23 protein-coding genes, 1 tRNA gene and 1 pseudogene are annotated in these 25,829 nt (G+C 60.3%); 11 read left to right on the top strand and 14 right to left on the bottom strand.

Going from position 1 to position 25,829, the window contains the following annotated elements; translation table 11 throughout:
* Positions 1-2: 2 nt before the first annotated feature.
* The 5 genes from CAL22_RS19560 to CAL22_RS19540 form a co-directional block, all read right to left on the bottom strand.
* The gene (locus tag CAL22_RS19560; RefSeq protein WP_094816029.1) at positions 3-1,016 is read right to left on the bottom strand and encodes a FecR domain-containing protein; all 1,014 of its coding nucleotides are present in this window, start codon (positions 1,014-1,016) and stop codon (positions 3-5) included.
* A 4-nt stretch (positions 1,017-1,020) separates the two neighbouring features.
* Positions 1,021-1,533 (bottom strand): sigma-70 family RNA polymerase sigma factor, encoded by a 513-nt coding sequence (locus CAL22_RS19555; RefSeq protein WP_167383694.1) that lies wholly within the window; start codon positions 1,531-1,533, stop codon positions 1,021-1,023.
* A 556-nt stretch (positions 1,534-2,089) separates the two neighbouring features.
* On the bottom strand, positions 2,090-3,127 hold the full coding sequence (locus CAL22_RS19550) for an ABC transporter substrate-binding protein (protein ID WP_094816027.1): 1,038 nt from the start codon (positions 3,125-3,127) through the stop codon (positions 2,090-2,092).
* A gap of 32 nt (positions 3,128-3,159) precedes the next feature.
* Positions 3,160-3,885: an ABC transporter ATP-binding protein gene (locus CAL22_RS19545; protein WP_094816025.1), complete on the bottom strand. Its 726-nt coding sequence runs from the start codon at positions 3,883-3,885 to the stop codon at positions 3,160-3,162.
* Between the two features lie 4 nt (positions 3,886-3,889).
* Complete coding sequence (locus CAL22_RS19540) at positions 3,890-4,756, bottom strand: ABC transporter permease (protein WP_167383693.1); 867 nt, start codon at positions 4,754-4,756, stop codon at positions 3,890-3,892.
* Between the two features lie 241 nt (positions 4,757-4,997).
* On the opposite strand from CAL22_RS19540, the gene CAL22_RS19535 reads away from it, so the two are divergent.
* Positions 4,998-6,317, top strand: a complete 1,320-nt coding sequence (locus tag CAL22_RS19535) for an LLM class flavin-dependent oxidoreductase (protein WP_094816021.1) — start codon at positions 4,998-5,000, stop codon at positions 6,315-6,317.
* A gap of 28 nt (positions 6,318-6,345) precedes the next feature.
* Here the strand turns inward: CAL22_RS19535 and CAL22_RS19530 are convergent, their stop codons facing one another.
* The 6 genes from CAL22_RS19530 to CAL22_RS19505 form a co-directional block, all read right to left on the bottom strand.
* Positions 6,346-7,989: a rhodanese-like domain-containing protein gene (locus CAL22_RS19530; protein ID WP_094816019.1), complete on the bottom strand. Its 1,644-nt coding sequence runs from the start codon at positions 7,987-7,989 to the stop codon at positions 6,346-6,348.
* A gap of 30 nt (positions 7,990-8,019) precedes the next feature.
* The gene (locus CAL22_RS19525) at positions 8,020-9,216 is read right to left on the bottom strand and encodes an acyl-CoA dehydrogenase family protein (RefSeq protein ID WP_143277006.1); all 1,197 of its coding nucleotides are present in this window, start codon (positions 9,214-9,216) and stop codon (positions 8,020-8,022) included.
* 32 nt (positions 9,217-9,248) lie between these two features.
* Positions 9,249-9,971 (bottom strand): ABC transporter ATP-binding protein, encoded by a 723-nt coding sequence (locus CAL22_RS19520; RefSeq protein WP_094816016.1) that lies wholly within the window; start codon positions 9,969-9,971, stop codon positions 9,249-9,251.
* A gap of 2 nt (positions 9,972-9,973) precedes the next feature.
* Positions 9,974-10,786, bottom strand: a complete 813-nt coding sequence (locus CAL22_RS19515; protein ID WP_094816014.1) for an ABC transporter permease — start codon at positions 10,784-10,786, stop codon at positions 9,974-9,976.
* A gap of 51 nt (positions 10,787-10,837) precedes the next feature.
* Positions 10,838-11,692 (bottom strand): aliphatic sulfonate ABC transporter substrate-binding protein, encoded by an 855-nt coding sequence (locus CAL22_RS19510; protein ID WP_167383692.1) that lies wholly within the window; start codon positions 11,690-11,692, stop codon positions 10,838-10,840.
* 184 nt (positions 11,693-11,876) lie between these two features.
* Positions 11,877-12,653: a class II aldolase/adducin family protein gene (locus CAL22_RS19505; protein WP_094816010.1), complete on the bottom strand. Its 777-nt coding sequence runs from the start codon at positions 12,651-12,653 to the stop codon at positions 11,877-11,879.
* A gap of 208 nt (positions 12,654-12,861) precedes the next feature.
* Between CAL22_RS19505 and CAL22_RS19500 the strand changes: the two genes are divergently transcribed.
* Genes CAL22_RS19500 through CAL22_RS19465 form a run of 8 tightly spaced genes read left to right on the top strand, consistent with a single transcriptional unit; the run spans position 12,862 to position 21,458 of the window.
* Positions 12,862-13,611 (top strand): SDR family NAD(P)-dependent oxidoreductase, encoded by a 750-nt coding sequence (locus tag CAL22_RS19500; protein ID WP_094816008.1) that lies wholly within the window; start codon positions 12,862-12,864, stop codon positions 13,609-13,611.
* 12 nt (positions 13,612-13,623) lie between these two features.
* Positions 13,624-14,703, top strand: a complete 1,080-nt coding sequence (locus CAL22_RS19495; protein ID WP_094816006.1) for an ABC transporter ATP-binding protein — start codon at positions 13,624-13,626, stop codon at positions 14,701-14,703.
* Positions 14,700-15,599, top strand: a complete 900-nt coding sequence (locus CAL22_RS19490; RefSeq protein WP_094816004.1) for an ABC transporter permease — start codon at positions 14,700-14,702, stop codon at positions 15,597-15,599. The genes CAL22_RS19495 and CAL22_RS19490 overlap by 4 nt, the downstream gene beginning before the upstream one ends.
* Complete coding sequence (locus CAL22_RS19485; protein WP_094816002.1) at positions 15,599-16,420, top strand: ABC transporter permease; 822 nt, start codon at positions 15,599-15,601, stop codon at positions 16,418-16,420. Before CAL22_RS19490 ends, CAL22_RS19485 begins: the two co-directional genes overlap by 1 nt.
* Positions 16,421-16,457: 37 nt before the next feature.
* Positions 16,458-17,525 (top strand): extracellular solute-binding protein, encoded by a 1,068-nt coding sequence (locus CAL22_RS19480; protein WP_167383691.1) that lies wholly within the window; start codon positions 16,458-16,460, stop codon positions 17,523-17,525.
* Positions 17,522-18,889 carry an LLM class flavin-dependent oxidoreductase gene (locus CAL22_RS19475; RefSeq protein ID WP_094815998.1) on the top strand — a complete coding sequence of 456 codons (1,368 nt, stop codon included), beginning with the start codon at positions 17,522-17,524 and terminating at the stop codon, positions 18,887-18,889. The genes CAL22_RS19480 and CAL22_RS19475 overlap by 4 nt, the downstream gene beginning before the upstream one ends.
* 34 nt (positions 18,890-18,923) lie before the next feature.
* Positions 18,924-20,141, top strand: a complete 1,218-nt coding sequence (locus tag CAL22_RS19470; RefSeq protein ID WP_094815996.1) for an acyl-CoA dehydrogenase family protein — start codon at positions 18,924-18,926, stop codon at positions 20,139-20,141.
* 15 nt (positions 20,142-20,156) lie between these two features.
* Positions 20,157-21,458, top strand: a complete 1,302-nt coding sequence (locus CAL22_RS19465) for an NtaA/DmoA family FMN-dependent monooxygenase (protein ID WP_094815994.1) — start codon at positions 20,157-20,159, stop codon at positions 21,456-21,458.
* A gap of 559 nt (positions 21,459-22,017) precedes the next feature.
* Here CAL22_RS19465 and CAL22_RS19460 read toward each other — a convergent pair.
* The 3 genes and pseudogenes from CAL22_RS19460 to CAL22_RS19450 form a co-directional block, all read right to left on the bottom strand.
* Positions 22,018-22,352, bottom strand: a pseudogene (locus CAL22_RS19460) (helix-turn-helix domain-containing protein).
* A complete protein-coding gene (locus CAL22_RS19455) occupies positions 22,333-22,704 on the bottom strand; it encodes a type II toxin-antitoxin system RelE/ParE family toxin (RefSeq protein ID WP_094815992.1) in 372 nt (123 codons plus the stop codon). The pseudogene CAL22_RS19460 and the gene CAL22_RS19455 overlap by 20 nt, the downstream one beginning before the upstream one ends.
* 364 nt (positions 22,705-23,068) lie before the next feature.
* Positions 23,069-23,144, bottom strand: a tRNA-Phe gene (locus tag CAL22_RS19450).
* A 244-nt stretch (positions 23,145-23,388) separates the two neighbouring features.
* Here CAL22_RS19450 and hemA point away from each other — a divergent pair.
* Positions 23,389-24,663, top strand: coding sequence for a glutamyl-tRNA reductase (gene hemA / locus CAL22_RS19445; protein WP_094815990.1), 1,275 nt, complete (start codon positions 23,389-23,391; stop codon positions 24,661-24,663).
* Positions 24,664-24,744: 81 nt separating this feature from the next.
* A complete protein-coding gene (prfA, locus tag CAL22_RS19440) occupies positions 24,745-25,827 on the top strand; it encodes a peptide chain release factor 1 (protein ID WP_094815988.1) in 1,083 nt (360 codons plus the stop codon).
* Positions 25,828-25,829: the final 2 nt, after the last annotated feature.

Raw genomic sequence — 25,829 nt, 5'->3', positions numbered from 1 at the left:
GCTTACTCGGCGGGCACGATCGTGGCCCAGAAGCGGGTGCGCCGCTGCACCGCAACCGGCAGTACGCGGCTTAACGTATCCAGAATGCGGTCTGTGTCGGCCAGGGGGAAAACACCGGATAGCCGCAGATCGGCGACCGCCGGATCCACGCGCAGCACGCCCCTGCGGTAGCGGCCGACTTCCTCCAGAAAGTCCGCCAGCCGCTGTTCGTCGGCGATCAGGTAGCCCCGCGTCCAGGCTGCGGCATGCTCGTCCAGGGCGCGCGGAGGATCGACCGCCTCGCGGCTGAACTGCGCCTGCTCGCCGGCCTGCAGCAAGCGGGCGCTGCCGCCGCCCGCCCAGGGCGTGATCTCCACCGCGCTCTCCAGGACTGCCACGGCCGTCAATTCGTTGTACTGCCGGACCGTAAAGCGCGTGCCCAGCGAGCGGATGCTGCCTTGCGCCGTTTCCACCATCAAGGGCCGGCGGTCCGCCTGCCCCGGCTGGTGCCGTGTGGCGACCATGATTTCGCCCTCGATCAGCAGAATCTGGCGCTGCTGGGCATTGAAGTTCAGATTGACCGCACTGGCGGTGTTAAGCGTGAGCCGCGTGCCGTCTTCGAGCGTGATCTCGCGGCGCTCGCCGGTGCTGCTGCGGTAATCGGCCAGCCCGGCCTTCCACGTGCTGGTGCGCGAAGCCATCACCCCGAGACCACAGGCCATGCCACCCCATAGCAACATCCGCGCGGCGCGCCGGCGCGAGGCCGATGCGGGCTTTTCGGCCGGTCCATAGAAGGACAACGCGGCATAAGCCGGCTCGCGCTCCAGAGATTTCATCCGCCCGGCGATCGACTCGATGTGCTGCCAGGCTGCCTCATGATCCGGGTGAGCCTGGCGCCATTGCAGCCAGCGTTGATGCTCCGCCTCGCCCGTCTCGCCGGACATGAGCAGCGTGAGCCAGTCCGCCGCCGCATCGGCAGTGGCCCGGCTGATGACGCGGCCACAGGGCAGCGTCAGGGCGGTCTTGTTGATGGGCATCGCCTCAGAGCGCCAGCGCGAACAGGCACTCGCGATTGGCCCGGGTCAGATACTGCTTGACCGAACTGCTGGACGCGCCGAGACGCTCGGCGATCTCGGCATAGGTCATCTCGAACAGATGCGCCAGCAAAAACGCCTCGCGCACCTTGGGCGGCAGACCATCGAGGACGCGGTCGATCTGCTGCAGGCTCTCGACGGCCAGCAAACGCCGCTCAGGCGAAGGCGCGAACTCCTCGGGCAGGCAGGCCAGCGCGTCCAGGTAGGCGGTTTCGAGCAACTGGCGGCGATGCCGGTGCGCCAGCAGGCGCCCCGCAATCGTCGCCAGAAAGGGTCTCGGCTGGCGGATCTCGCCCGTAGCCGTCTTGCCATCCATCAGGCTCAAAAACGTGTCTTGCGCCAGATCCGCGGCAGTGAAGGTATCGCCCACTCGCTTGCGCAGCCAGCCTTGCAGCCACGTGCTGTGCTCGACATACAGCCCGGCCAAATCGTGGGTAATGGGGAGATCCTGCGCGGGCATGGCGACGAAATAGGCAAAGTCTGAATTAAATGAGAATTGATCTCATTGTACACAAACGTGTCGGACCCATTTCCAGGTCATGCGGGCCGGCTTGCCCGAAATCTGTCTACAAATTCCGGACATCGACCGGCCGATCCGGGCGTGGTTGATGGTGGGCGCCGGGAGAAGGGGATCTCTACAACAATGCGGTCTGTGTTGGGGGCGGGCCATGCTGAAGCAGGAACTTCGGGTGATGTGCTACCCGTTTGGCATGCATTCAACCAGACAAGCCGCAGCGGACTGCTGCAATCGAGCGATGCGACAGCAGGGCGAACCGTGGGTGGTTGTTTCAGCTTGAGCCCAAAATCTTGAGCACGCCCACGGGGCCTGATACCTGGCATGGGGACCACTACACCCGTACTGTGGCTGGTCATGGTCCCAACGTTGCGACTTCTCGCGCGCGTGAATGCAGCCACTCTCTATCGGAATGAACGATGGTCTGAAAGCCAGAACCCTCGGAGAGCCGGTCTGCGAGGGTGCTTTCCTGGGGATGAGGGCCAAGCCGCCGCTACGCCGATCAGGGCTCGGCAGGGACGGGCCAAACCGCTTTCTGTGCTTGGTTGAACCTTGGATCGTATTCGACGGCGACATTGACTTGCTTACGTATGGCGTTCCCGTCGTACAGAATATCTGCGATCTTCTGTTCCTGCGCGATGAGCTCAGGAGTGAAGGCGATGAAGTTTCCGCTGCGGAGTTTGTACTCAAAAGACGCTCGTTCGTCGGAGATCTTCAGTTTGTCTTTCAATACCGCCAGGACATCTTCACGATGCGCATCGTGCCAAGGCCAGTAACCGGAGAGCCTTTCGAAGAAGTCCTGTAGTGCGGCTGTTTTGACCGGATCCTTCAGAACCGAAGCGGTCGCTGTCCAGACCCCGAGCGCCGGAATCGTCGTATCGCGGTCAGTCAGGAGTATGCGCCCAGCGCCGCTGCGGATAGTATTGAGTACAGGCGCCAGGCTTCCTGCGTACACCTCGACTTGCCCGGAGTTGAACGCCGCGGCAGAGGTGGCGCCATCATTGAATTTGATGGGTTCGATGTCTTTTTCTTTCAGGCCAGCTTGCACCAGCGTAGCCAAGTACTGGGCATGGTTATAGCCGCCGTAGTTGTAGCCGAACTTGTGCCCTTTGATCTGCTGAGGGCTAGTTATCTTGGTGTCACTGCGCACCGCTGTGATGAGGGGAGGGAAGTCTTTCGAGTATGCATTGCGCCAGCCGGCAATGATACGCAGCGGAATCGTTTCGGTCGTCCATTCCGTGCGGGCATTCGCCTGTTCGATCGTCAGCGACGTGTCTCCCATGTGGCCCAGATCGACGCGACCCGCATACAGTGCGGAAAGATTCGCAGCAGGCCCGGTCAGTAAGACCCAATCTACCTTATAAGGTGACCCATTGAGGACGCCGGATTTCTCGACCAGCGCGGGAAACGCGGGATCCTGATAAGCCACGGTCAGTGTCGTGCCTTGTAGTGCTGGTGCAGCTTGGGCGAAGGCTGCTGGAGATACGAACAAGGCAGTAATGGCGACGAAGGCCGCTGGAAGGAGGGTGTTGAGGCGCATCAGAGGGGGACTCGATTGAGAAGGGTGAGGGATCAGTGCATGCCCTGCGAGAACTGTTGCAGGAGTTCTCGTTTCAGGGCGTTGAACGCCGTTGAGGTGGTATCCCGGTCGCGCGGAAGGTCGACGCGGGTTTCAGACTGGATACGCCCTTTGGACAGAATGATGATGCGATCGGCCAGGACCAGGGCCTCCTCCAAGTCGTGCGTGACAATCACGACGCTGAGCGTATATTTGGCCCAAAGCTGCAGGACAAGGTTTTGCGCCCCGCGGCGGGTGAAGGCATCAAGCGCGCTGAAGGGTTCGTCTAAAAGCAGGAGTTCAGGTTGGCGATACAAGGCTCTCGCGACGGCGACACGCTGTGCTTGCCCTCCGGAAAGGCTGCGCGGCCAACTGTCGAGTTTCTCCTCCAGCCCCACATCGCGCAGGGCCGCTTTGGCCAGCTCGCGCGCGCCGCGCCGGCTCGATTCGTCCAGCAGCACATTTCTCCATACGCGTTGAGCCTGGATGAGCCTTGGATCCTGAAAGACCACGCTGGTGGTGCTTTGCACGTGGGCCTGGCCGCCGTTGGCGAACTCCAGACCGGCGAGAATCCGCAACAGCGTGGTCTTTCCGGTGCCGGAAGGGCCCACCAGCGCCACGAATTCGCCCTTGCGCACTTCGAAGTCCACCCCATTTAATACAGTGTTTCCGCCATAGTGCTTGGTGACGTTGGATAACTGTGCCAGCGTATAGGGCACGGCATGATTCCCGATAGCCATGAGTCTATCTCCAGCTTAAGAAGCGATGCTCAGTGTGACGCAGCAAGGCATCCACGAGAATGCCAAGCACGGCGTAAATCAGAATGCCCGCGAGAATGATGTCTGTGCGTTGAAATTGATTGGCGTTATTGAGGATGAAGCCGATGCCGGCACTGGCATTGATCTGTTCTGCCGCGACGAGCGCAAGCAGTGCAGCGGCCGCGGCGTAGCGCGTCCCCACAAGAATGCCCGGCAATGCAAGGGGCAATACGATCAGGCGGATATAGTGCAGCTTCGATAAATGAAATGCCTGGCCCAGTTCGCGCAGCTTGGGATCGATGTTGCGGATGGCGTGATAGACACTCAAGTACATGGGTGTAATCGACGCGCCGACGATAAGCGCGATCTTTGATGTTTCGCCGATGCCGAACCAGACAATAAAGATGGGCACGAGTGCGATGAACGGAATCGTCCTGAGCATATGCAGCAAGGCGTCATAGCCGCGTTCCGCACTTCGGAACAGGCCTGCAGCCAGGCCCAGCAGAAGGCCTGCGCCAGCGCCAATGAGCAACCCCAGTCCCGCGCGCCAGAGTGAGATATGTACGGCGGCTTGAAGATCGCCGGACTGCCATAGCTCACGATAGGCCAGCAACACCGAGGCCGGAGAGGGCAACACGAAGTCAGAGACCAAGCCGAACGAGGACGCGGCTTGCCAGGCAATCACCAGGAGTAGCGGGACCAAGAGCCTCCACACCATTTCTGGTAGCGCGATACGCCTGGCGGGTAGTGGCTCGGCGATGTCTACGGGTTCCACCGCCGTTGGTGAAATCAGTATCGCTGATCCATCCGTGCCGAGGGAGTCGGCGGAGATAATCGATTTTCTGGCAAGCATCTTCCACCCGTGGTGATATCGCTTTGTCGAGTGAATCAGTATAGAAACTGCACCACGTCAAACGAACCACTAAGTGTTGATTTCTACATAGCTCAATTGACTTACGTTCTTTGATTCGCATGCCATGTCTATTCGCACGCTTACGACTGGCAGTGCTAGGCAAATTTCGAATGGATAGTAGGCCCACGTGCCGTGTTCCCGGATACTCGTTTTCTTGCTTGGTATCGGATACTCAGGACTCATGACAGAGAAACGCCAGCTTCACTTGAACACGAATGTGACTGCACTGGGTCGTCATCCCGCAGGTTGGCGGTTGCTGAATCAGCCTAATGCCATTGTCGATCTGCGTTTCTACCAGCAGATCGCGAAGCTGGCGGAGCGCGGAAAACTCGATGCTTTGTTCCTGTCCGATACGGTGGCGCTTAAAGGACACGCAGCCGGGCCATCGCAGGCGCTGGAGCCCACCGTGCTTCTCACGGCGTTGGCGGCCCAAACGACACATCTTGGCTTGATCGCCACGGTGTCCACGACATATAACGATCCCTTCAATCTCGCGCGCCGCTTCAGCAGCGTGGATCATCTGAGTGGCGGGCGTGTCGCCATGAATGTGGTGACGACCTATGATGCGGCGGCCGCCGCGAACTTCAGCCTATCGCATGTTCCGGACAAGGCGGAGCGATACGCACGTGCCCGAGAGTTCGTCGAAGTGCTGACAAAACTCTGGGATAGCTGGGAGGACGGCGCATTACTGGCGGATGCGGCCGCCGGACGGTACGCAGATCCCGGGCGTGTGCATGCTATTCATCATCGCGGGACTTTCTTTCAGGTTCAAGGGCCGCTGAATCTGCCCCGTAGCCCTCAGGGGAGGCCGGTGCTGATACAAGCCGGCTCTTCGGAAGGCGGGCGTGAGCTGGCGGCGGCAACGGCGGACGCGGTGTTCACGGCGCAAACGACCGTGGAGGGCGGGCAGCGCTTCTATGCGGACATCAAGGGCCGGGCTCGCGCAGCGGGCCGGGATCCCGAGCACATACATATCCTGCCGGGGCTGTTCCCCGTCATCGGTGGTACCGAAGCGCAAGCCCGTGCGCGCAAAGCGGAGATGGATGAGCTGATCGATTGGGAGGCTGCGCTGGCCGGATTTGCGCAGGTGTTGGGGCTGGATGCCGATGACCTGCCTTTGGATCAGCTCTTACCTTACGAGAAGATCGCCAAGGTAGCGCGTGGAGATCAGTCGCAGGGTTTCGTGGATGCAACGTTGCAACTGGCGCGTGCGGATAATCTGACTGTCAGGGAGCTGTTGGATAGGAACCCCGGCGCGCACCGCATTGTGATCGGGACGCCAGAGCAAATCGCCGATACGATAGAAACGTGGTTTCTGCATCATGCCGCCGATGGATTCAATCTGAATGCCGATGTCTTTCCCAGCGGCCTGGAGGCGGTTGTCGATCATGTCATCCCTATTCTGCAACGTCGGGGACTTTTCCGACGGGATTACGAGGGCACGACATTGCGAGAGCATTTCGGCCTGCCGCGACCGGCGAGCCAGTATGCCGAGGCCTGAGCCTCGGCAGGGTGGGACGGTAGCAGTTTCAGGCAGGGGCGTGCAGCGATCCTTTCAGGTCTATGCCCGTCCTGGGCTCGCGCTCCAGCTGTGCGACCAGCCCCAGCTCCCAATCGAGATAAGTATTGAAGTTGCGATCCCGCTCTTCGATCGTGTCGAACACGTAGGGGTTGTACCAGGCATCATCGCGCCCGGTCAGCAAGCGCTCGCGGCCTTGGCCAGAAGCAAGCCCGGCCTGATGCCAGGCGAGAGTGCCACCTTGCAATGGCCGGACAGCCACCCCCCGTGCTAGCAGCGCTTGTGCAACGGAACGGGCCCATGTGCCGTCTGTCGAGGCCAGCACGACAGGGGTGTGAGGCGGCAGGCTGGCCAAATACGCGGGCAGAGCATGAGGTGCGATAAAGCGTGCGCCTGCAATATGGCGGCGGGCGTAGGCGACGCTGTTTTCGATCTCGATGACTTCAGGGTTGCCGTACTTCTGTAATTCAGCCAGCTCGGTGGGCGTGATCCATTCAGGAGATTCCGGATAGGCCTGCAGCACTCGTCGTGTTTCAGGGCCAACGTCCAGAGTGTGCTGCGCTTCGGCTTCAACGGTGTAGAGGTGTACGTGGTAGCCACCCAGCTGCGCCAGCCACGCCGCGGTCGTTTGGGCGCGTACCCCATCCCAGTCGGCCAGCACGATATGAGCGCCACGTGTGGCGGCGTACTCGTCAGTCGCTTGCACCAGTTGGCCGCCCGGAGCCCACCGCCAGCCGGGTAGATGACCGGCCAGGTACTCCTGCTTGTCGCGGACATCGAAGCGGTACACCGTCACGTTCTGGAGTGTCAGCGCCTGCAACTCCTCGCTGCTCAATTGCGTTACACCGGCGCGTTGCGCCATAAGGCTGGCGCGTTGCCTTGCGACGTTCAGAGATGGGCCGCGCGGGGTGGGCGCTGGCTGTACACGGCCATTGGCCAGCGTCTCCCCTTCGATCAGCCATGCCATTGTGCCGTTTCGCAGCGATACGACACGATTGGGCAGGCCTGCGTTGATGAGTGTCTGCGCTCCGACGATACTGCGGGTGCGGCCAGCGCAATTGACGACGATGAGTGTTTCGGGATCGGGGGCAACCTCGCCAATACGATAGACCAGCTCAGCGCCAGGCAGGCTATGCGCCCCGGGGATGCTGAATGCCTCGAATTCTTCACTCGTTCGGCTGTCGACGACGACCAGATTGTCGCCTCTTGATAGGCGTTGCTTTAGTTCACTCGCATCGATGTGGGGCGTACCCAGCTCCTCCTCCAGCAACTCGCCAAATGCTTTGCTCAGCACGTTGGTTCCGCTGTAAAGCTCGAAGCCCGCGGCTTTCCAGCCCTCGATGCCGTCTTGCAGGATATGAATGTTGTCATAGCCCAGTAGATTCAGCTTGGCTGCCGCTTGGGTCGACTCGCTGCCATCCGCATCGACCAGCACGATACGCGTTTGCCGACGCGGGATAAGATGGTCAATATCCAGCTCCAGCCGCCAATAAGGTGCGGAAGCCGCCAGCAGCAGGTGGCTTCGGGCATAGATTCCTTGCGGCCGCACGTCCAAGACCGCGATCTCGTTGCCGTCGTGCAGGATATCTTGCAAGGCTTGCGCGGTGAGGGTCCCGAACGAGACGGGTGGTTTTGAAGAGGAAGGCAGAGTCATGACAGGTCCAGAGGTAGGAAATCGGGGCTATCAGAAATAGGATAGCGACGGTAACGGCGTTCCATGTACGAGCTTGCGCCCGATAGCTAGTGCCTTGTAAGAGATGGGGTTGTGCGCCGTGACAGTGCGCAGATTGCGCCAATGACGGTCCAAGCGGTTGCCGCGCCGGATGGCGGACGCGCCCGCGATCTCGAACAGCTCGCCCGCGGCCTTCAGGGCTAATTCATCGATAACCACCTTGGTGCGAGCGGTGCTCTCCGCGGCGCGTTCGAATAGCTGAGCGTCGGGGTTGCCCGTGGCCGCGCTGTCGAATGCCTGGCCCAGCCATTGGGCGGCCTCAAGGACGCCGACACGAGCCAGGTGCGCCGCGCTGGCCAGCCGGCCGATGACCGTCTGGGGCAGGGGATCATCGGCTGGAACGGCTTCGACGGCGTGATAGAAATTGCGTTCCCTTGCCTTGAGCAGTACGACCGCGTCATCGACGATGCGCTGCAGAATCCCTGCGACCACAGCGGAGAGGTAAAGTTGGGGGAAGGTCGCAAAGTAAGGCAGTTTGGTGCCCTCGGCATCATCGACGACGTCGTGGTCATCGACGGCGACATTGGTGTAGGTCGTGCTGCCGCTGCCGGTGAACTCTTGGCCAAATCCGTCCCAGTCATCGGCGATGTCGACGCCTTGGCGCGATGCCGGAACTACGACTTTCGTGGGATCTCCCTGGGCATTTACGGCATAGACGTACAGATAGTCGGCGTAGAGATTTCCCGTGCTGTAGAACTTGCGGCCGCTCAGGCGCAAACCGTCTGGCGTAGAGGTGATCGCTGTGTCGTACTTCAGGTCGCCGACGTTTTGCTTGCCAAGCTCCGTCGCGGAGGTACCGAAGGTCTCACCTTTCGCGACGCGACCCAGGTACTCCTCAAACACGGGGATGCGCGAGCGGTCGATGAGAAATGTCTCGGTGACGTTGAGATGGTTGCGCAGCGAGTGAGCGACACTGGAGTCGGCACGAGCCAGGGCTATGACGAAATCAAAAAGCTGCGGTAGAGAAAGGCCTCCTCCACCTTCGTTTCGCCGCAGGCGCAGAGCCCCGACGCGCGATTGCTTGAGCATGTTGAGGGTTTGCGTGACCGCGCGAGTGTCGCGATCTGGTGTGGCTTCTTGCTCGCTTACCCACGGTAAGAGGGCGAGCAGATCGGACAGTTCGACAGGAGGAGGGGTTGAGGCAGACACGATGGTGGGGCTCCAAGAATGAACTACGGGAATCAGACGTCTTGTTCCGTTACGCCGAGTCGCTTCAGCAGGTGCTCGCGCAGCTGAGAAAAATCGGGTTCTGTCGTCCGGCGCGGCCGCGCCAGATCAATGGGTAGATCCTCACCGACTCGTCCATGCTCCAGAACGAGCACGCGATCGGCGAGAAGGAGGGCTTCATCCACGTCGTGGGTCACGAGCAGAATCGTCGCGGCATGGCGTTTCCATAGGCGGGCGATCAGTCGTTGCATCTGCAGCCGCGTCAGCGCGTCCAGTGCCGCAAACGGCTCGTCGAGGAGTAGCAACTCTGGATCACGAACGAGGGCGCGTGCCAGGGCGGCACGCTGTGCTTCGCCGCCAGACAGGGTCAACGGCCATGCCTGCGTACGATGTGAGATTCCCACTTCCTGCAGTGCATCGGCGATCAAGGTGTCGCGGTCGGCACTGTGCAGACCGAGCGCGATATTCTGTGCGACGGTTTTCCACGGCACCAGGCGGGGCTCCTGGAATACGACACCGCAACGCGGCGGCAGGCTCAGGGTCCCCGAGGGAGCAGGATCGAGGCCAGCCAATGTACGCAGCAGCGTAGATTTCCCGGATCCGGATCTTCCCAGCAGGGCGACAAAGGAGCCAGCGGCGATGTCCAGGTCGAGCCTGTTCAGTACGGTATGCTCGCCAAACCGGCGGGTTAGCCCTTGAACGCGGACGACGGTTCTGGGAATGGATAGTGTGAACATGCTCAGCTCTTCAAGACGCTGGGCCGCCAGGCCAACAGGCGCCGCTCCGCGTGGCGCACCAAGGCATCCGTTGCCAGACCCAGCAGTGCATAAACCAGCAAGCAGCTCATGATGATGTCGGTGCGCATATAGTCTCGGGCGGTCATTGCAAGATAGCCAATGCCGCTAGAGGCATTGATCTGTTCACCGACGACCAGAGAGAGCCAGGCAATGCTCAGTGCGTAGCGCAGGCCGACCAGAAACGAGGGCAGAGCGCCCGGCAGAATGATGTGCAGAATCTGTTCGGATCGAGACAGGCCGAGCGTCTGGGCGACTTCGAGTATTTTTCGATCCACTCCGCGAATTCCGGAGAACAGATTCAGGTAGATGGGAAAGATGCACCCCAGGGTGACCAAACCGATCTTTGGCGCTTCACCTATGCCAAACCACAGAATGAATAGTGGAACCAGGGCCAAATGCGGCAACGTGCGTCCCATCTGCAGAAGAGCATCAACGGCGTTCTCCCCTTGACGCGATAGGCCCGCGACCAACGCCAACGCTACGCCCAGCACGAGACCGAGCGCCAATCCCGCCCCTGCGCGCCACAACGAGGTCAGCAGATGCTCCCCCAGCTCGCCTGAACGTGCCAGCTGCCAAAGCGTTTGGGCGACCTGGATAGGCGAGGAGAAGAGCCGTTGATCCAGCCATCCTTGCCATACTGCGATTTGCCACAGCAGCAGTAGAGCGCCAGGTGCAATCAGTCGGCTGAAGTAGGCTGGCGACAACTGCTTGGAAGCTGGAGAGTAGCTTTCCAGCGGAGTACTGTTCGTGATCATGGGGTGAGTACGCTATGTGTGCACCGCGTTGCGTGGTCGAGTAGGCATCTTTCAGCCGGCGATCGGGAAGCGCGTATCGAATGCCCCGGCCAGATTGGCAACGGGTTGCTTGATCATCCCGTAACGGAGGAACCCGTCGGCGGACGCTTGCAGCGATTGGCGCACGGCGGGGGTCAGGTTCACGGGCGTGGGAACGAAATCGCTCAGTATCGAGCGCGCGATCTTCAGATCCAGCTTGCTTTCGCGGGACAACGCCGCCGCCGCAGCGTCCACATTGTTCAGTGCCCAGTGTTGCGCGCGCGTCGCCCGAGCCAGAAAATCCGAGATCAAGGCTTGCTTGGGCTGTACGGCGTCTTTGTGCACGAGTACGAAGTTATTTCCGGAGTAGAGCGCCTGGGTCTGACTCAGATCTGCAATGGGGCGTGCTCCATTCTGTTCGATCGCCAGAGAAGAGTAGGGCGCCCAGGTCAGCCAGGCATCGACCGCACGTGATGCAAAGGCGGGTTTGGCGTCCAGCGGATTCAAAAAGACGAACTGGACATCCTTGGCGGTCAAACCGGCTTGTTCGAGTAAACCGTAGGCCATCAGTTGAGGCCCGCCTCCGGCATTCACGGCGAGTTTCCTGCCTTTGAGATCCGCGACGGTCCTGATTCCGGAGTCAGGCTGTACCAGCAGTTCTATGAATCTCGGGGCAAAGGTGATGGCGCTTACGGCACGAGCCGGGCTACCTGCCGCGTAGGCGAAGAGGAACACCGTATCGCCGGTTTGGCCTACATCGAGCGCGCCGGCATTGAAGGCTTCGTGTTCGGGCTGGCCGGCGGGAAACCGGCTCCACTGAATTTCGTACGGAATGTCCTTTCCCTCTCCCGATGCTTCCAGAAAGGCTTTCCACCCGATTGCGTTCATGTCGCCCACTCTGAGAACTTCGGCGGCTCTGGCCTTTGTTGCGATGAAGGGTACGGCCAGGGACGCCGTGCCGGCCAACAGAAGTCGACGGCGTTGCGCTGAGCGAGGAGCGGTAGAGCGTGAGGCGGTCATGTCAGGATGGTCCACAGAGAATTGGGGGTTGATGTATAGGGCCGTCAGTACTTCAGCCTTCGTAGCCGCCGCTGTGACGGTCGGCCAGGCGTTTGAGCGCGTCAAAGTGCAGAGCGTGATACGGGCGGCCACCCCAGGCTGCGCCGTCGCGAGCGACCTCTTTGTATTGGCGATGAACTTTCTCTTGTTGCGCGGTACTGAGTTCGCGTAAAGGTCGGCCCGTGGAGTAGGCCAGGATCTGGAATCTCGCCGCGCGCTCTAGCAGATACAGCTTGTCATAGGCCTGCGAGACCGATCTGCCGGTGACAACTACGCCGTGATTCGCGAGGAAAAGAATGCTTTTGTCGCCGAGCACTCCAGCGAGGCGTCGGCCTTCGTCCAGGTCATAGGCGAGCCCATCGTAGTCGTCGTCATAGGCAATATGCTGAATCAAGAGGAGTTCCGCTTGCCCTATTGGCAACAACCGTTGGTCCTGCAGCCGGGTAAGCGCGGTGGTGTACGGCATATGCGTGTGCAGCACGGCGGCATGGCGTACCGGATCGGCCTGATGAATAGGAAGGTGAATGCAGAGCGCTGATTGCTCGACTACACCGTCGCCAGACAATTGCCGTGCGTCATAGTCCAACACGATGAAATCACTTGCTCGGATCTCTGACCAATGCAGGCCGTAGGGAGCAGCAAGAAAGCGCTGGTTTGGCAGCGCCAATGTGAAGTGATTGGCGATTCCTTCATGCAGATCCTGCATCACCGCGATGCGATGCGCGGCCGCCAGATCGATACGAGCTTGCTGTTCGAGGTTAGCGATGGCCGCTTCGTCTGTGTTAGCCATGTCCGTACCGACTTAAGTGAGTAAGGTCAGAAATACTAATCACAAGTTGGCGCAGTGATAACAGCCGATGTTCTATTTAGAAATAGGTGAGAAGGATATGAGCAATATCTAAACAAACAGAACTTGGTTTGTGCGGAGGTATGTGCTCGATACGATGATCGACTTTCGTCCCTTGCGACGAGGCAACCGGAATCGTGGAAATCGAGCGATGGCAGCGCATACTGGAAAAGTATTTTGGGTCACTGGAGCGTCGGGTGCGCTGGGCGGTGCGATAGCACGGCATCTTTCCAGCGAGGGTGCAACGGTGATCGCGAGTTCGCGTTCCGTTCGCACGGAGGACTTTACTGAGACTGCTGGTGTTAGGCCTCTCGCATTGGATGTGAAGAGTACGAGCGCGGTGCAGGCCGCCTCGGACCACATCGTTTCGACCTATGGACGATTGGACGGTGTGGTGGTGAGCACCAACGTAAGTGCGTTCGGTGACTTCCTCGAGCTAAGCGACGACGCCTGGTATGCCGTGCTCGAGGCAAAGTTGTTAGGAAGTGTGCGCGTCATTCGCGCGGCCTTGCCCGCATTGATAGAGCAGGGCAAGGGCGCAATCGTTGTGATCAGCGGGCGTGGCGGTATTGATCCGCCACCGCAGCATTTCCCGGGATCAAGTGTGAATGCTGCCCTGGATCTACTGGTCCAAGGCTTGGGCCGCCGCTATGGCCGCCATGGCATACGCACCAATGCAATCGCGCCCGGCCCGATTCGCTCTCCACGCTATCAGGCGCTGGAAGATTCGCAGCCCGGAGACGGCAAGTCTACGAACCAGTATGCCTCGGTGGCGTTGGGTGGCCCGGGAGAGCCTTTGGATGTCGCCAATGCAGCCTCCTACCTGCTGTCTGATGCAGCGGCATTCGTCAACGGATCGACCCTCGCGCTTGATGGCGGCGGTCCCGGCTATCAACTTTGAGCCTTCAGGATCATGGCAAGCGTTGAGCTCCAGAGCGTCGTAAAGAACTACGGTGGTTCGCCGGTGGTCAATCAGGTATCGCTGTCTGTGAACGATGGAGAGTTCTTGACCTTGTTGGGTCCGAGCGGCTGCGGGAAAACGACTTGTTTGCGCATGGTTGCCGGCTTCATTACACCGGACTCAGGATCGGTGCGTATTGCAGGGCAGGACGTGACGAGTGTGCCCGCCTATCGGCGCAATACCGGCATGGTTTTTCAGCAATATGCCTTGTTTCCTCACCTTTCCGTGGCGCAAAACTTGGCATTTGGGCTGCGGTTGCGCAAGGTGGATAGGCATGACATTCGACGGCGCGTAGAGGATGCGTTGGAGCGCATTCGATTGCCCGGCTACGGGAATCGCTATCCCGACCAGTTATCGGGAGGTCAGAAACAGCGGGTCGCTCTGGCACGTGCGTTGATATTCAGTCCGCGCGTGCTGCTGCTGGACGAGCCGTTAGGGGCGCTGGATCAGAAGCTGCGTGAGGAATTGCAACAGGAGATCAAGCGTATTCAGAAAGAGCTGGGCATTACCACGATCTTTGTGACGCATGATCAGAACGAGGCGCTGAGCCTGTCGGATCGAGTCGTCGTCATGCGGCAAGGCGGCATTGTGCAGATAGGTGCTCCCAAGACACTATATGACAGGCCTGCGGATCGGTACGTCGCCAGTTTCATTGGCAAGATCAATCTGCTAGACGTGCGTGTGAAGCGGGATCCGGAGCGCGACGGGTGGATCGTGGGCCAACCCGGTGGGCCGTTTCAATGGCGAGCCGAAGCCAATGCGGGGCGTTACCCAGATTTCGAGAAACCGTTGCTGCTGGCCTTGCGTCCGGAGCGTATTCAACTGAGTGCAGATCTACCAAACCGGATTCGGGGCCAGGTAGATCAAGTCACTTACGCCGGGGACGGCTGGCTGGTGGATGTGCGGGCCGAGGCTGACGTACGTCTCGTAGCCAAGGTCAACAATCGAGTGATACCGGTTCCTGGGGATACGGTAACGCTGAGCTGGAGTGATGAGGACGCGTTGCTTTTGCCTAATGAGGCAGCGGCATGAGTCAGGACGCTGTATTGCAGGTGGCGGGGGGCCCATCGGTCCGCATCCGCGAGCGTCAGGCGGTACTGTCCCGTCTCGGGGCGCTGGCTGTGCCGGGATCGGCTTTCCTCGCGCTGTTTTTTCTGGCGCCGCTTTGCTATTTGCTGGCGCTGTCTCTGCATCCCGGCGGCAGCATGGGCAGGCTGGATCCTGAATGGAGCCTGGTGAACTATCAGCGGTTTCTCACGGATACCTATTATCTGGGGATTCTTTGGGATACCGGGGTGTTCGGTGCATCGACAGCCCTGATCTGCGCGGTGCTGGCTTTTCCCTTTAGCTACAAGCTTGCGCGCATGAAGGGGCCTTGGCGCACCCCTTTGCTCTTCATCACGGTATTGCCTTTGTTGATCAGTGCAGTGATCCGAAATCTCGGATGGATTCCCGTGCTCAGCGAGCGAGGTGTGCTGAATCAGATACTGCAGGCGTTGGGACTGCGAGCGTGGCATGTCGATTGGATCTACAACTACACCGGAGCACTCATCGGTATGGTCCATGTCGAGTTGCCGTTCATGGTGTTGATGCTGATGGCGGTCATAAGAAAAATAGATCCTGCCTTGGAAGAGGCCGCCATCAATCTGGGCGCAGCACCGTGGCAGGTGTTCTTGAAAGTGATTCTGCCGTTGAGCCGTCCCGGGTTGATGGCAGGAGTCCTGATGGTTTTCATGGCTTCCATCAGCGCATTGGTGACCCCCGCCATACTCGGCGGCAAGAGGGTTATGTTGATGGCGCTATACATCGATCAGCAGATGCGCGGACTGTTGAACTATCCCGTCGGGGCTACGGCAGCGGTCTTGACGCTGGTGGCTGCGTCGCTGGCGATGTTGCTTGCCCTGAAACTGGGCCGGAGCCGAGTGTGATGGCCGCAACGATTTCCGGGCGTACTCTGCGGGCTTGTTTGCAAGCTGCTATCTGGGTAGTGCCGCTATTTCTGATTCTGCCGTTCGTGGGTATCGTCAGTGCGTCGTTCTCGCGCAGCGGCGCCTTGGCATTTCCGCCAAGTGACTGGACTCTGCATTGGTATCAGTCTATTCCTGAGCCCTATTTTGAAGCGCTGCGCTACAGCCTTTCTCTAGGCGCCTGGACAACCGCGCTGGTGACAGTTCTGGGTGTGCCATTGTCGTTGGCACTGGTGCGTGGCCGCCTGCCGGCGCGTTCATTCCTCAACACCTTGTGTATTGCACCACTGGGAGTTCCCACCATTGTGATCGCCGTGGCGGGATTCAAATTTTCAATGTGGATCGCCGATAGCTGGGGTTATAGCTTGAATGGCAGCAGTGCTGGCATCGTGTTGATGCAATCGGTGTTCACGTTGCCCTTACTCGTGCGCTCGGTCGTTTCCTCTTTCGCACACTATGACAATGCACTGGACGAGGCCGCCCAGAACCTGGGGGCGTCGCCGTGGCAGGTGTTCTGGCGGGTGACGGTGCCGTTGATCGTTCCTGGGGTCCTCGCTGGCATGTTGTTTGCCTTTGTCTTGTCTTTCGACGACGTGGTGGTGGCCTGGTTCATGGGCGATCCAGGTACGCCTACCTTGCCTGTCAAGTTGTTCACGGCAATGGAAGTCGAATTTGATAACGCGATTACCGCGCTCAGTACCCTGATCGTGACGGCATGGGCGATTCTTTTATTTCTTTTGAGTCGATTCTTTCAACTAGAGCGCGTACTGGTGCGAGACTAAGCGCCGCGCTCTCGAAGTATGTATCGGAGATGCTATCTTGAAATGGTTGCAAGTGTTTTCCACTGCGGTCCTGACGTTGGCTGGGGTTGTCGCGACCGCACAGCCGGCGCCAGGTGGCGATATTGTGCTGCGCGTATCGTCATGGGGAGGAAAGTCCACCCAGACGCAAATTAAGTACGCAGGCGAAATTTTTACGAACAAGACTGGCGTTAAGGTGCAGTTCATCGATGGGGCGTCCATCGATCATCTCGCCAAGCTTGTGGCCGCGCGTGGAAGAAACGTGCCCTACGACGTCGTGCTGCTCGATGGCGATGTGCGCGCCCAGGCGATCCAGGCGGGAGTGCTGGAGAAGTTTGACTACGATAAGGTGCCCAACGCTCGCCTGGCCTTTGATGAAGCCAAGACAACCGATGGCTATAGTCCGGATTTCGATTTTGTTTCTGCGATCTTTGTCTACAACGCGGACAAGTATCGGGAAGCAGGGATTCCCGCACCTGTCTCGTGGAGGGACTTGTGGGACAAACGGCTTGCGGGACACGTCGCATTGCCGGATCTCGCCAATGGCGCCGGCCGTGCGCTGCTGATTCAGACCTCCCGGCTACTCGGCGGTGATGAAGGCGATTTGAGCAAGGCTGTCGAAGAAGTCGCGCGTGTCGGCGCACGTAGTTATTGGTCCACCTCGCAGCAAGCCGAACAACTGATCAAGTCGGGCGACATCTGGCTGACGGTAATCGCCGACGGCCGGGCCTATTCTCTACAGGACGTATACAAACCAGCACGGGCTGTGCGTCCACAGGAAGGGTCCATTGCCTACGCGTCGACAGCAGATATTGTGAAAGGGACTCCGCACAGGGAACTGGCGGCTCAGTTCCTGAATGAAATCTATGGCCCTTTGTACCAACTGGGTAATGCCGTGGATTTCAATTATGGGCCGACCAATCGTTTGCTCACCCCCATCATCGACGCGGATAAGGCGCTGGCTGCCAAGCTCATTTATACCTCCGAGCAAGCCAAGACGTTGTATCACCCAGATTGGAATAAGTACTGGGCTGCGCACGAACGCGCGCAGGATTTGTGGAATCGCACTATCACGTCCCGCAAATGAGCAAGCACATACGTCTGAATGCGTTTCATATGAACGCCCCATCCCACTCGTGGGCGGGTTTCTGGCGGCATCCTCGCGATCGCTCTGTGGATCACAATCGCCTGGACTACTGGGTAGACCTGGCCGTGACGGCCGAGCGTGGACTGTTCGATGGCGTGTTTCTGGCTGATGTGTTCGGGATATATGACGTCTATGGAGGAGATGCGGCGACGACGTTGCGTGAAGGCTCGCAATCTCCCTCGCACGACCCGATATTGACGGTTCCGGCGATGGCCCATGCGACGACGCATATTGGCTTCGGTGTGACCGCCAACCTGACTTACGAGCATCCCTACCAGTTTGCTCGGCGCTTCTCTACGTTGGACCACTTGACCCAAGGCCGAGCCGGCTGGAATGTCGTGACCGGTTACCTGGATAGCGCTGCCCGGGGGATGGGGCTCGACAAGGCTCGCGAGCATGATGAGCGTTACGCCGCGGGCGAGGATTTCCTGGAGGCAGCCTACAAGTTGTGGGAGGGGAGCTGGAGCGGCTCCGCCGTGATTCGAGACCGGAGTCCTCGTGGTGCCTATATCGATCCTGCTCAGGTCAGAAAGATCGTCCATGAGGGGCCGTACTATCGCGTCAACGGCTTCAACCTGGCCGAGCCCTCACCGCAACGCACGCCCTTGCTGTATCAGGCGGGCGCTTCAGGGCGTGGCAAGGCCTTTGCCGGCACGCATGCTGAGTGTGTGTTTCTGGAGGGGCAGACTCCCGCCATCGTGGCGCAGGCGGCACGTGATATTCGTCAGCATGCCGTCGACGCGGGTCGGCGGGCCGACGATGTGCTGCTGTACTTGGGTGCCACTGTCCTGGTCGCTGCTACCTCCGCCGAGGCTCGAGCCCTGCAAGAGGAGTACGCGCGCTATGTGGGCCCCGTCGGGCAGCTGGCCCTGGTTTCGGGCTGGACCGGCATCGATTTCTCCAAGCTCGATCCCGATGAGCCCTTGCAGTTCGTGAAAAGCAATGCGTTGCAATCGACGGTCGAGAACCTGACCAAGCGCGCTGGCCGTGCTATCACGCCGCGCGATATGGCGCGCTTCGATCAAATTGGAGGGCGCGGGCCGTTCATCGTCGGCAGCCCGGTCGAGGTTGCGGATCAACTGATTGAATGGGTCGACCAGACGGGCGTGGATGGCTTCAACCTGCGGCGTCTGGTCGTGCCGGAGAGCTTGACTGCGTTTGTTGATCTGGTCGTCCCCGAGCTGCAGAGCCGCGGCCGCTATGCCACGCAGTATTGCCCAGGAACTCTGCGTGAAAAACTCTTCCCGGGTCGAGGGCCGCATTTGCCGGCATCGCATCCCGGCGCACGCTATCGCTACGCGTGAAATCGTACTAATTTCATATTGAGAATGGAGACGTATGTCTGCCTCGAAATCCGGCGCCGCCTTGTCGTTGCGTCAATCCTTGGACGCGCTGGCGCCCTGGCTGGCCGAGCGATCTGTGCAAGTGGACGCCGAGGGCAATTTTCCGTCCGAGAATATGGCGGCGCTGCATCGCAGCGGGCTGTTGCAGGTGGGGCTGTCTTTGCAACGAGGTGGGGCGGGATTGGGCCGCGAAACCCCGTTTGCCGATTACTTTGAGTTGGTGACAGGATTGGCGAGGGCGTGCAGCAATACGGCGCAGTTGTTCACCGTGCAGAACGGGGCGCTCTATACGTTGGAGCAACTGGCGAGCGAGGCGCTGTTGGATGAAATCGCCAGCGCGGTGCAGCGTCAGGGGGCATCGTTCTGCTTTGTGGGTGCCGAACCGGACGAGCGTTTTACGCATGACAACAAGCGTGTCAATATCAAGTCTGTCGCGACGCCGCTGCCGGATGGGCAATGGCACATTACCGCGGAAAAGGCTTTTGCCACGGGCTCCGTGGGATGCCAGTACGCGCTGTTTCAATGCGCGACCGTGACCGAAGACGATGGCCGCCCTCCGGAGTCCGTGTTGGTGGTGTTGCCGCGCCATCACAGCGCCGTGACGATCCAGGATACCTGGAATGGCGTGGGTCAGCGTGCCACGGCCAGTGGCCGCTTGCATGTAGCGCCTTCCCAGGTGTCCGCCCATTGGGTGGTGGGCAATCCCGCCAGCGCACCGCATGGCGCGCTCTTTGCTCCGTTGTACCAATTAGGTTTCGCGGCCATTCTTGCCGGTATCGGTGAAGCTGCCCTGGACGACACATTGAAGTTCGTACATGGCACGCTCAAGCCGACGCATGGCTATCAGCGGCCGGCCGATGAACCCGCCATACAGGCGCATGTGGGTGACATACGCATCGCGTTGTCTGCCAGCCGGGCGCTGATTCGGGAAGCTGCGCGGAGCATGGATGCGTATCTGCGGCAGGAGACGGAGATCGCCGACGTACTGGTGGCTGTCTATCAAGCCAAGGTCCATGCGAGTGCGAGTTCCCTGGAAGCGGGTTCACGCCTGTTCCAGGTGGGCGGAGCGAGATCCGCCACGCGTGATTGGGCGTTCGATCGTCATTGGCGCAACGCCCGAACCCTGACGCTCCATGATTCGGTGGACAAGCAAAAGGGGATTGTGGCGCGGCATATATTGGGCATTGAACGGCCCAACGTCTCTACACGCTGACGTAGAAGGGTTGTCATGCTGCTGGCTTACTTTCTTTCGCATTCGGCTTCTCCTCATACGGTGGGGCAATGGCGTTTGCCCCGATCATTCCAGGGGCTGCGCTACGACCGTCCCGAGTACTGGGAGCATGTGGCTCGCGCAGCGGAGCGCGGCGGGATCGATATGATCTTCCTGTCAGATTCCTATTCGATCTACGAGACCTATCGCGGCAGTAGCGATGACACGTTACGCTTTGCCGTGCAGTGCCCGCGCCATGATCCATTGCCCCTGATTCCCATCATGGCGCGCGTGACGCAGCATGTGGGCTTTGTCGCGACGTTGAGCACCGCATTTCTACCGCCGTTCTGGACGGCCAGGATGTTTGCCACGCTGGATCACTTAACCGAGGGTCGCGTGGGGTGGAACCTCGTGACGACCGCTGGCGAGCTGGAGGCCAAGCAGTTCGGACAGACGCTTGATGAGCATGACCAGCGCTACGCAAGGGCGGAGGAGTATCTGGCCCTGTGCCGCAGCTTGTGGGACAGCTGGGCGCCGGATGCCATCGTTGCTGATAGGGTGCAGGGGATCTTTGCCGATCCGAAGAAAGTTGCACCGATTGATTTCCAGGGCGAATATTTTTCCAGCCATGGGCGCTTTACGGTTCCGCATTCTCCGCAGGGCCACCCTTTGATCGCTCAGGCGGGATCGTCATCGGCGGGCTCGGCATTCGCAGGGCGTCACGCAGATCTGGTATTTGGTTTGCGCCACTCCACCCAGGGCATGCGGGAGTTCCAGACCCGGGTGCATGACGTTGCTCGGCAGGCGAACCGCCGTCCCGAGGATGTGCGCATCTTGTGGGGGATAGTGCCGATCGTGGCAGAGACACGCACCGAGGCGCTGCGTAAGCAGCAGGCGATTCGCGATAATGTCACCGTGGAAGCGGGGCTGACTATGCTGTCGGCTTTCTTGAATATTGATCTCTCGCAGTTTGATCCCGATTTGCCATTTCCCGATATCGCCGAGACTAGTGGTATACGAGGTCATTTGTCTGTGATCACCGAGGATTTTCCGCGAGACACACCTCTCGCTGAGATCGCGCGGCACTTCGCGGCAGGGCAGGGTCCACATATTGTCGGAACAGCGGCGGAGGTTGCGGATAAACTGCAGCAGTTGTTGCATGAAGGCGGGGGTGATGGGTTTATTTGTATCAGCCATACGTTGCCGGGCTGCATGGACGAGTTCTCAGACCTCGTCATCCCCGAGTTGCGGCGTCGAGGGCTGCGGCCATCTGGGTACGATCACCGTACGTTGCGCGACAGAGTGAGTGCGAGTTCTTGAAGTAAGAATGAAGATGCCCAGCTGCAAGAGCTGGGCATTGGGAGCGTGGTGGTCAGTGGCGTTATCGAACAATGCCGCGCAAGGCGCACGAACCTTAACTTTGCCTAGTCCCTTGGGTAGCCTCTTCTTTGCAGCGCCGCCTGCGAATCGAATCGTCTCAGCGCTCTTAGCAAGCGCTCCGTTACGACCTCAGCCTGGAGCTTGTCCACGACGTATATCTTACGCAGTTGGCCTTATCGACTGTTTTATGCGGGAGAAGTCCTCAACGAGAATGCGAGGGGTAGGAGAGGCACCTGCCAGGCGTTGAGGATGCTGGCCAGAAAAACGTCTTGACGCGAGCCTCGGTTACGTCGGGCAACCCTTGGTCGATCTCCGCCTTTAGCGCTGACAGCCCGTTGCACATGATCGGGCGGCGTACGTTCCCGCTATGCAGGATTTCCTGAGCGACTTCGCTGGTCGAGGCCATCCTTCACTGCTCGCTTGATGGGGACAACTGTATCAGCAGGGAGGTGGACATCCGTCGCTCAAAGGAGGTGGCCATGACCAGGTTGGCGAATGCTCAAGCGTGGGTAAGGGTTAGATGTCCGATGGGGCCTTGCGTACGGTGGACACGGATTTCGATGTCGTAGCCCAAGCGATTCAGGCAGTCCATCAGCTTGCGTTCGGAGAAGTCGGAGAACTCGCCGCGCAGTAGCGCGGAGACCTTCGGTTGCGTCAGGCCATGCGTTGCGCGGCTTCAATCTGGGTCCATCCACGTTCGCGTATGGCCTTGGTGATCTCGATGGTCAGGCCTGACTTGATCTTGAGCTTGTCCGCGCCGGCCAGTCCAAGATCGGCGAACACATTACCCGTACTGGCCTCGACCTCAGTTCCTTCAACCACGCGCTTTTCCATCCTTCAACTCCTGGGCCACGATCGCCGCGACTTTCAGTCGCTGGCGGATGATAGCCATATCCGCCTGGGGTGTTTCGATGCTGTGTTTGCTCTTTTTCTGGAAGACGTGCAGCGCGAACACCGCTTCCGGAAAGCGCACGATATAGACGGCGCGATAGGTGCCGTCGGCATCGTTGTCGATAACTTCCAGAACACCGGCACCGCCGAGGGCCTTGAGTACCTTGGCCGCGTCGTGTTGGTTGTTCCGCTGCGCAATTCTCGGACGCTGGGGATGGACGTGCAACACCTTGTCCTCGAGCTGCGGCAGCTTTCGGGCTTCGAGATCATCCGGGATGTGGGCCCATTGCTGCACCCTCGTCTTGAGCCGGGCGATGAAGCCCGCCCGGTCGTCGCTGCTGCCGAGTTATTCGTCCGATGTGGGTGCCAGGTGGCGCTCCATCACCTCCGGTTCCCTGCCGAGGTGTTCGCGGATCCTGGTGCGGGCTGTCGCCCGAAAACCGGGGGCGGTGATTTCTTCGTGGGTGCCGTCGCCCATCGAGCGCCGCACCGCCAGGGGGCGTTTTTCACGAAATCATTCCGGGGTACAGCTTGTGGGGTAACCAAACGTGGAATGTAAGGGCGCGGTTTGGGCCGTGATGGGTGCGATTTCTCGCTTAAGCCCTTGATGCACAAAGCAAAAAGCCCCACCAAAGGCGGGGCTTTTTGTTTGAATCTCTTGGTGGCCTGGGGCGGAATCGAACCACCGACACAAGGATTTTCAATCCTCTGCTCTACCGACTGAGCTACCAGGCCAACGAAGACCGCAACTATACACGTTTTTTTCTTGGGTGTGCAGCCGGGCCGGCTTTTTTTTCTGATGTGGGGGCTTTTTTTTATCCGCCGGGGCGTTGGGCGCTGAAAATCGGGCGAAGGCGCGCTGCTTTGGGTGCGCTGCCCGCGCAGTCGGCCAGGGTTCGGGCTGGGCCGAGGCCGCTTGCGGGCGGGAGTATAATCTTGGGCATCGCTGTTACACGCTACAGCCTCGCTCTCTTTCCTGATGTCAGTCGCTGTTCTAGCCTTCGGTCTGAACCACACCTCGGCGCCGGTTTCGGTGCGCGAGCGCGTGTCCATGCCCGTCGATCTGGTCAAGCCGGCGCTGGAAGGGTTGCGTTCGGCGTTTGGCGGGGCGGTGCGCGAGGCGGCGATTCTGTCGACCTGTAATCGCACGGAAATCTACTGCGCAGCCGATGCCACCGTGGCCGAGAAGTTGCCGGTCTGGCTGGCGGATCATCACAGCCTCGAGGCGGGCAGCCTGCATCCCCATCTTTACCGTCTGCGCCAGGATGAGGCCGTGCGTCATGCCTTCCGCGTGGCCAGCGGTCTGGATTCCATGGTGCTGGGCGAGCCGCAGATTCTGGGGCAGATGAAGGATGCGGTGCGCGCGGCCGAACAGGCCGGGTCGCTGGGCACCTTGCTGCATCAGTTGTTCCAGCGCACGTTTTCGGTAGCCAAGGAAGTCCGTTCGCAGACCGCCATCGGCGCGCATTCGGTATCCATGGCCGCCGCCGCGGTGCGCCTGGCCGAACGCGTGTTCGGCAATCTGGATCAGGCGCGCACGCTGTTTATCGGCGCCGGCGAGATGATAGAGCTGTGCGCGACGCATTTTGCCGCCCAGCGTCCGCGCTCGATGGTGGTGGCCAACCGCACGGTCGAGCGCGCCGAGTCGCTGGCCGGCCGGTTCTCGGCCGGCACGATGAAGCTGGCCGATCTGACCGAGCGATTGGCCGAGTTCGATGTCGTCGTTTCCTGTACGGCCAGTTCCCTGCCCATATTGGGTCTCGGGATGGTTGAGCGCGCCACGCGTCAACGCCGGCATCGCCCCATGGTGATGATCGATCTGGCGGTGCCGCGCGATATCGAGCCCGAGGTCGGCCGCCTGGATGATGTGTATCTGTATTCCGTCGATGATCTGGGCCGGCTGGTTCAGTCTGGTACGGATGCGCGCCGGGCTGCCGTGGTGCAGGCCGAAGCCATCATCGAAACCCGCGTGCAGGGTTTCATGCACTGGTTGCAGTCGCGCGAGGTGGTGCCGGTGATCCGCAATCTCCATCAGGCCGCCGAGGATGTCCAGGCCGCCGAGCTGGAGCGCGCGCGCCGCATGTTGGCGCGCGGCGAGTCACCCGAGGCGGTTCTGGAGCAGTTGGCGCACGGCCTGACGCAGAAGTATCTGCACGGCCCGCTGGCCGAGCTCAACCGGAGTGCCGGCGACGAGCGCAAGCAGTTGCTGGCCTGGGTGCCGCGCCTGTTTCCAGGCCGCGATTCGCGCCGTTAGCTGTCCCGTCCGCTTGCGCCGTGATGGCACGGCAGCGCTTGCGCGCGCGTGATTTCTCCTTTTCTTTTTTCAAATACGCCCATGAAATCCTCCATGCGAGGCCGGCTGGAACAGCTGGCGCACCGCCTGATCGAAGTAGACGCGTTGCTGGCCGATCCGGACACGGCCGGGGATATGGATCGTTTCCGCAAGCTCTCGCGCGAGCGCGCCGAGCTGGAGCCGGTGGTGGTGGCGTTCACGACTTTCGTGGGCACCGAGGCCGATCTGGCCACGGCGCAAGAGATGCTCTCCGATCCCGAGATGAAGGCCATGGCCGAGGACGAGATCAAGACCGCCCGCGAGCGCCTGGAGGTGCTCGAAGGCGAGTTGCAATTGCTGCTGCTGCCTCGCGACCCCAATGATGGCCGCAGTCTGTTCCTGGAAATCCGCGCCGGTACGGGCGGCGATGAGAGTGCGCTGTTCTCGGGGGATCTGCTGCGGATGTACTCGCGCTATGCCGAGAGCCGGGGCTGGCGCGTGGAGATCATGTCTGAAAGCCCTTCCGAGCTGGGCGGCTTCAAGGAAGTCATCGCCCGCATCGATGGCGATGGCGCATACGGCCGCTTGAAGTTCGAGTCGGGCGCGCATCGCGTGCAGCGCGTGCCCGCGACCGAGGCGCAAGGACGGATTCATACTTCGGCCTGCACGGTGGCGGTCATGCCCGAGGCCGATGAAATGAGCGAGATCGTTATCAATCCGGGCGATCTGCGTATCGATACCTTCCGCGCCAGCGGCGCGGGCGGGCAGCACATCAACAAGACCGATTCGGCCGTGCGGATTACCCATTTGCCGACGGGTCTGGTGGTCGAGTGCCAGGATGACCGTTCGCAGCACCGTAACAAGGATCGGGCGATGCAGGTGCTGGCTGCGCGCCTGAAAGACAAGGAGTTGCGCGAGCGCCAGAGCAAGGAGGCCGCCGAGCGCAAGAGTCTGGTGGGGTCGGGCGATCGCTCCGAGCGCATCCGCACGTACAACTATCCGCAAGGCCGGGTCACCGATCACCGTATCAATCTGACGCTCTACAAGCTGCAGCAGATTCTGGAAGGCGATCTGGATGAGCTGACCGGCGCCCTGTTGGCCGAGCATCAGGCCGAGCAGTTGGCGGCGCTGGGCGACGCGATCTGAAC

Source organism: Bordetella genomosp. 12 (assembly GCF_002261355.1).
In the GTDB taxonomy this organism is placed as follows: Bacteria; Pseudomonadota; Gammaproteobacteria; order Burkholderiales; family Burkholderiaceae_B; genus Bordetella.
This window is presented reverse-complemented; position numbering and strand designations above follow the sequence as displayed.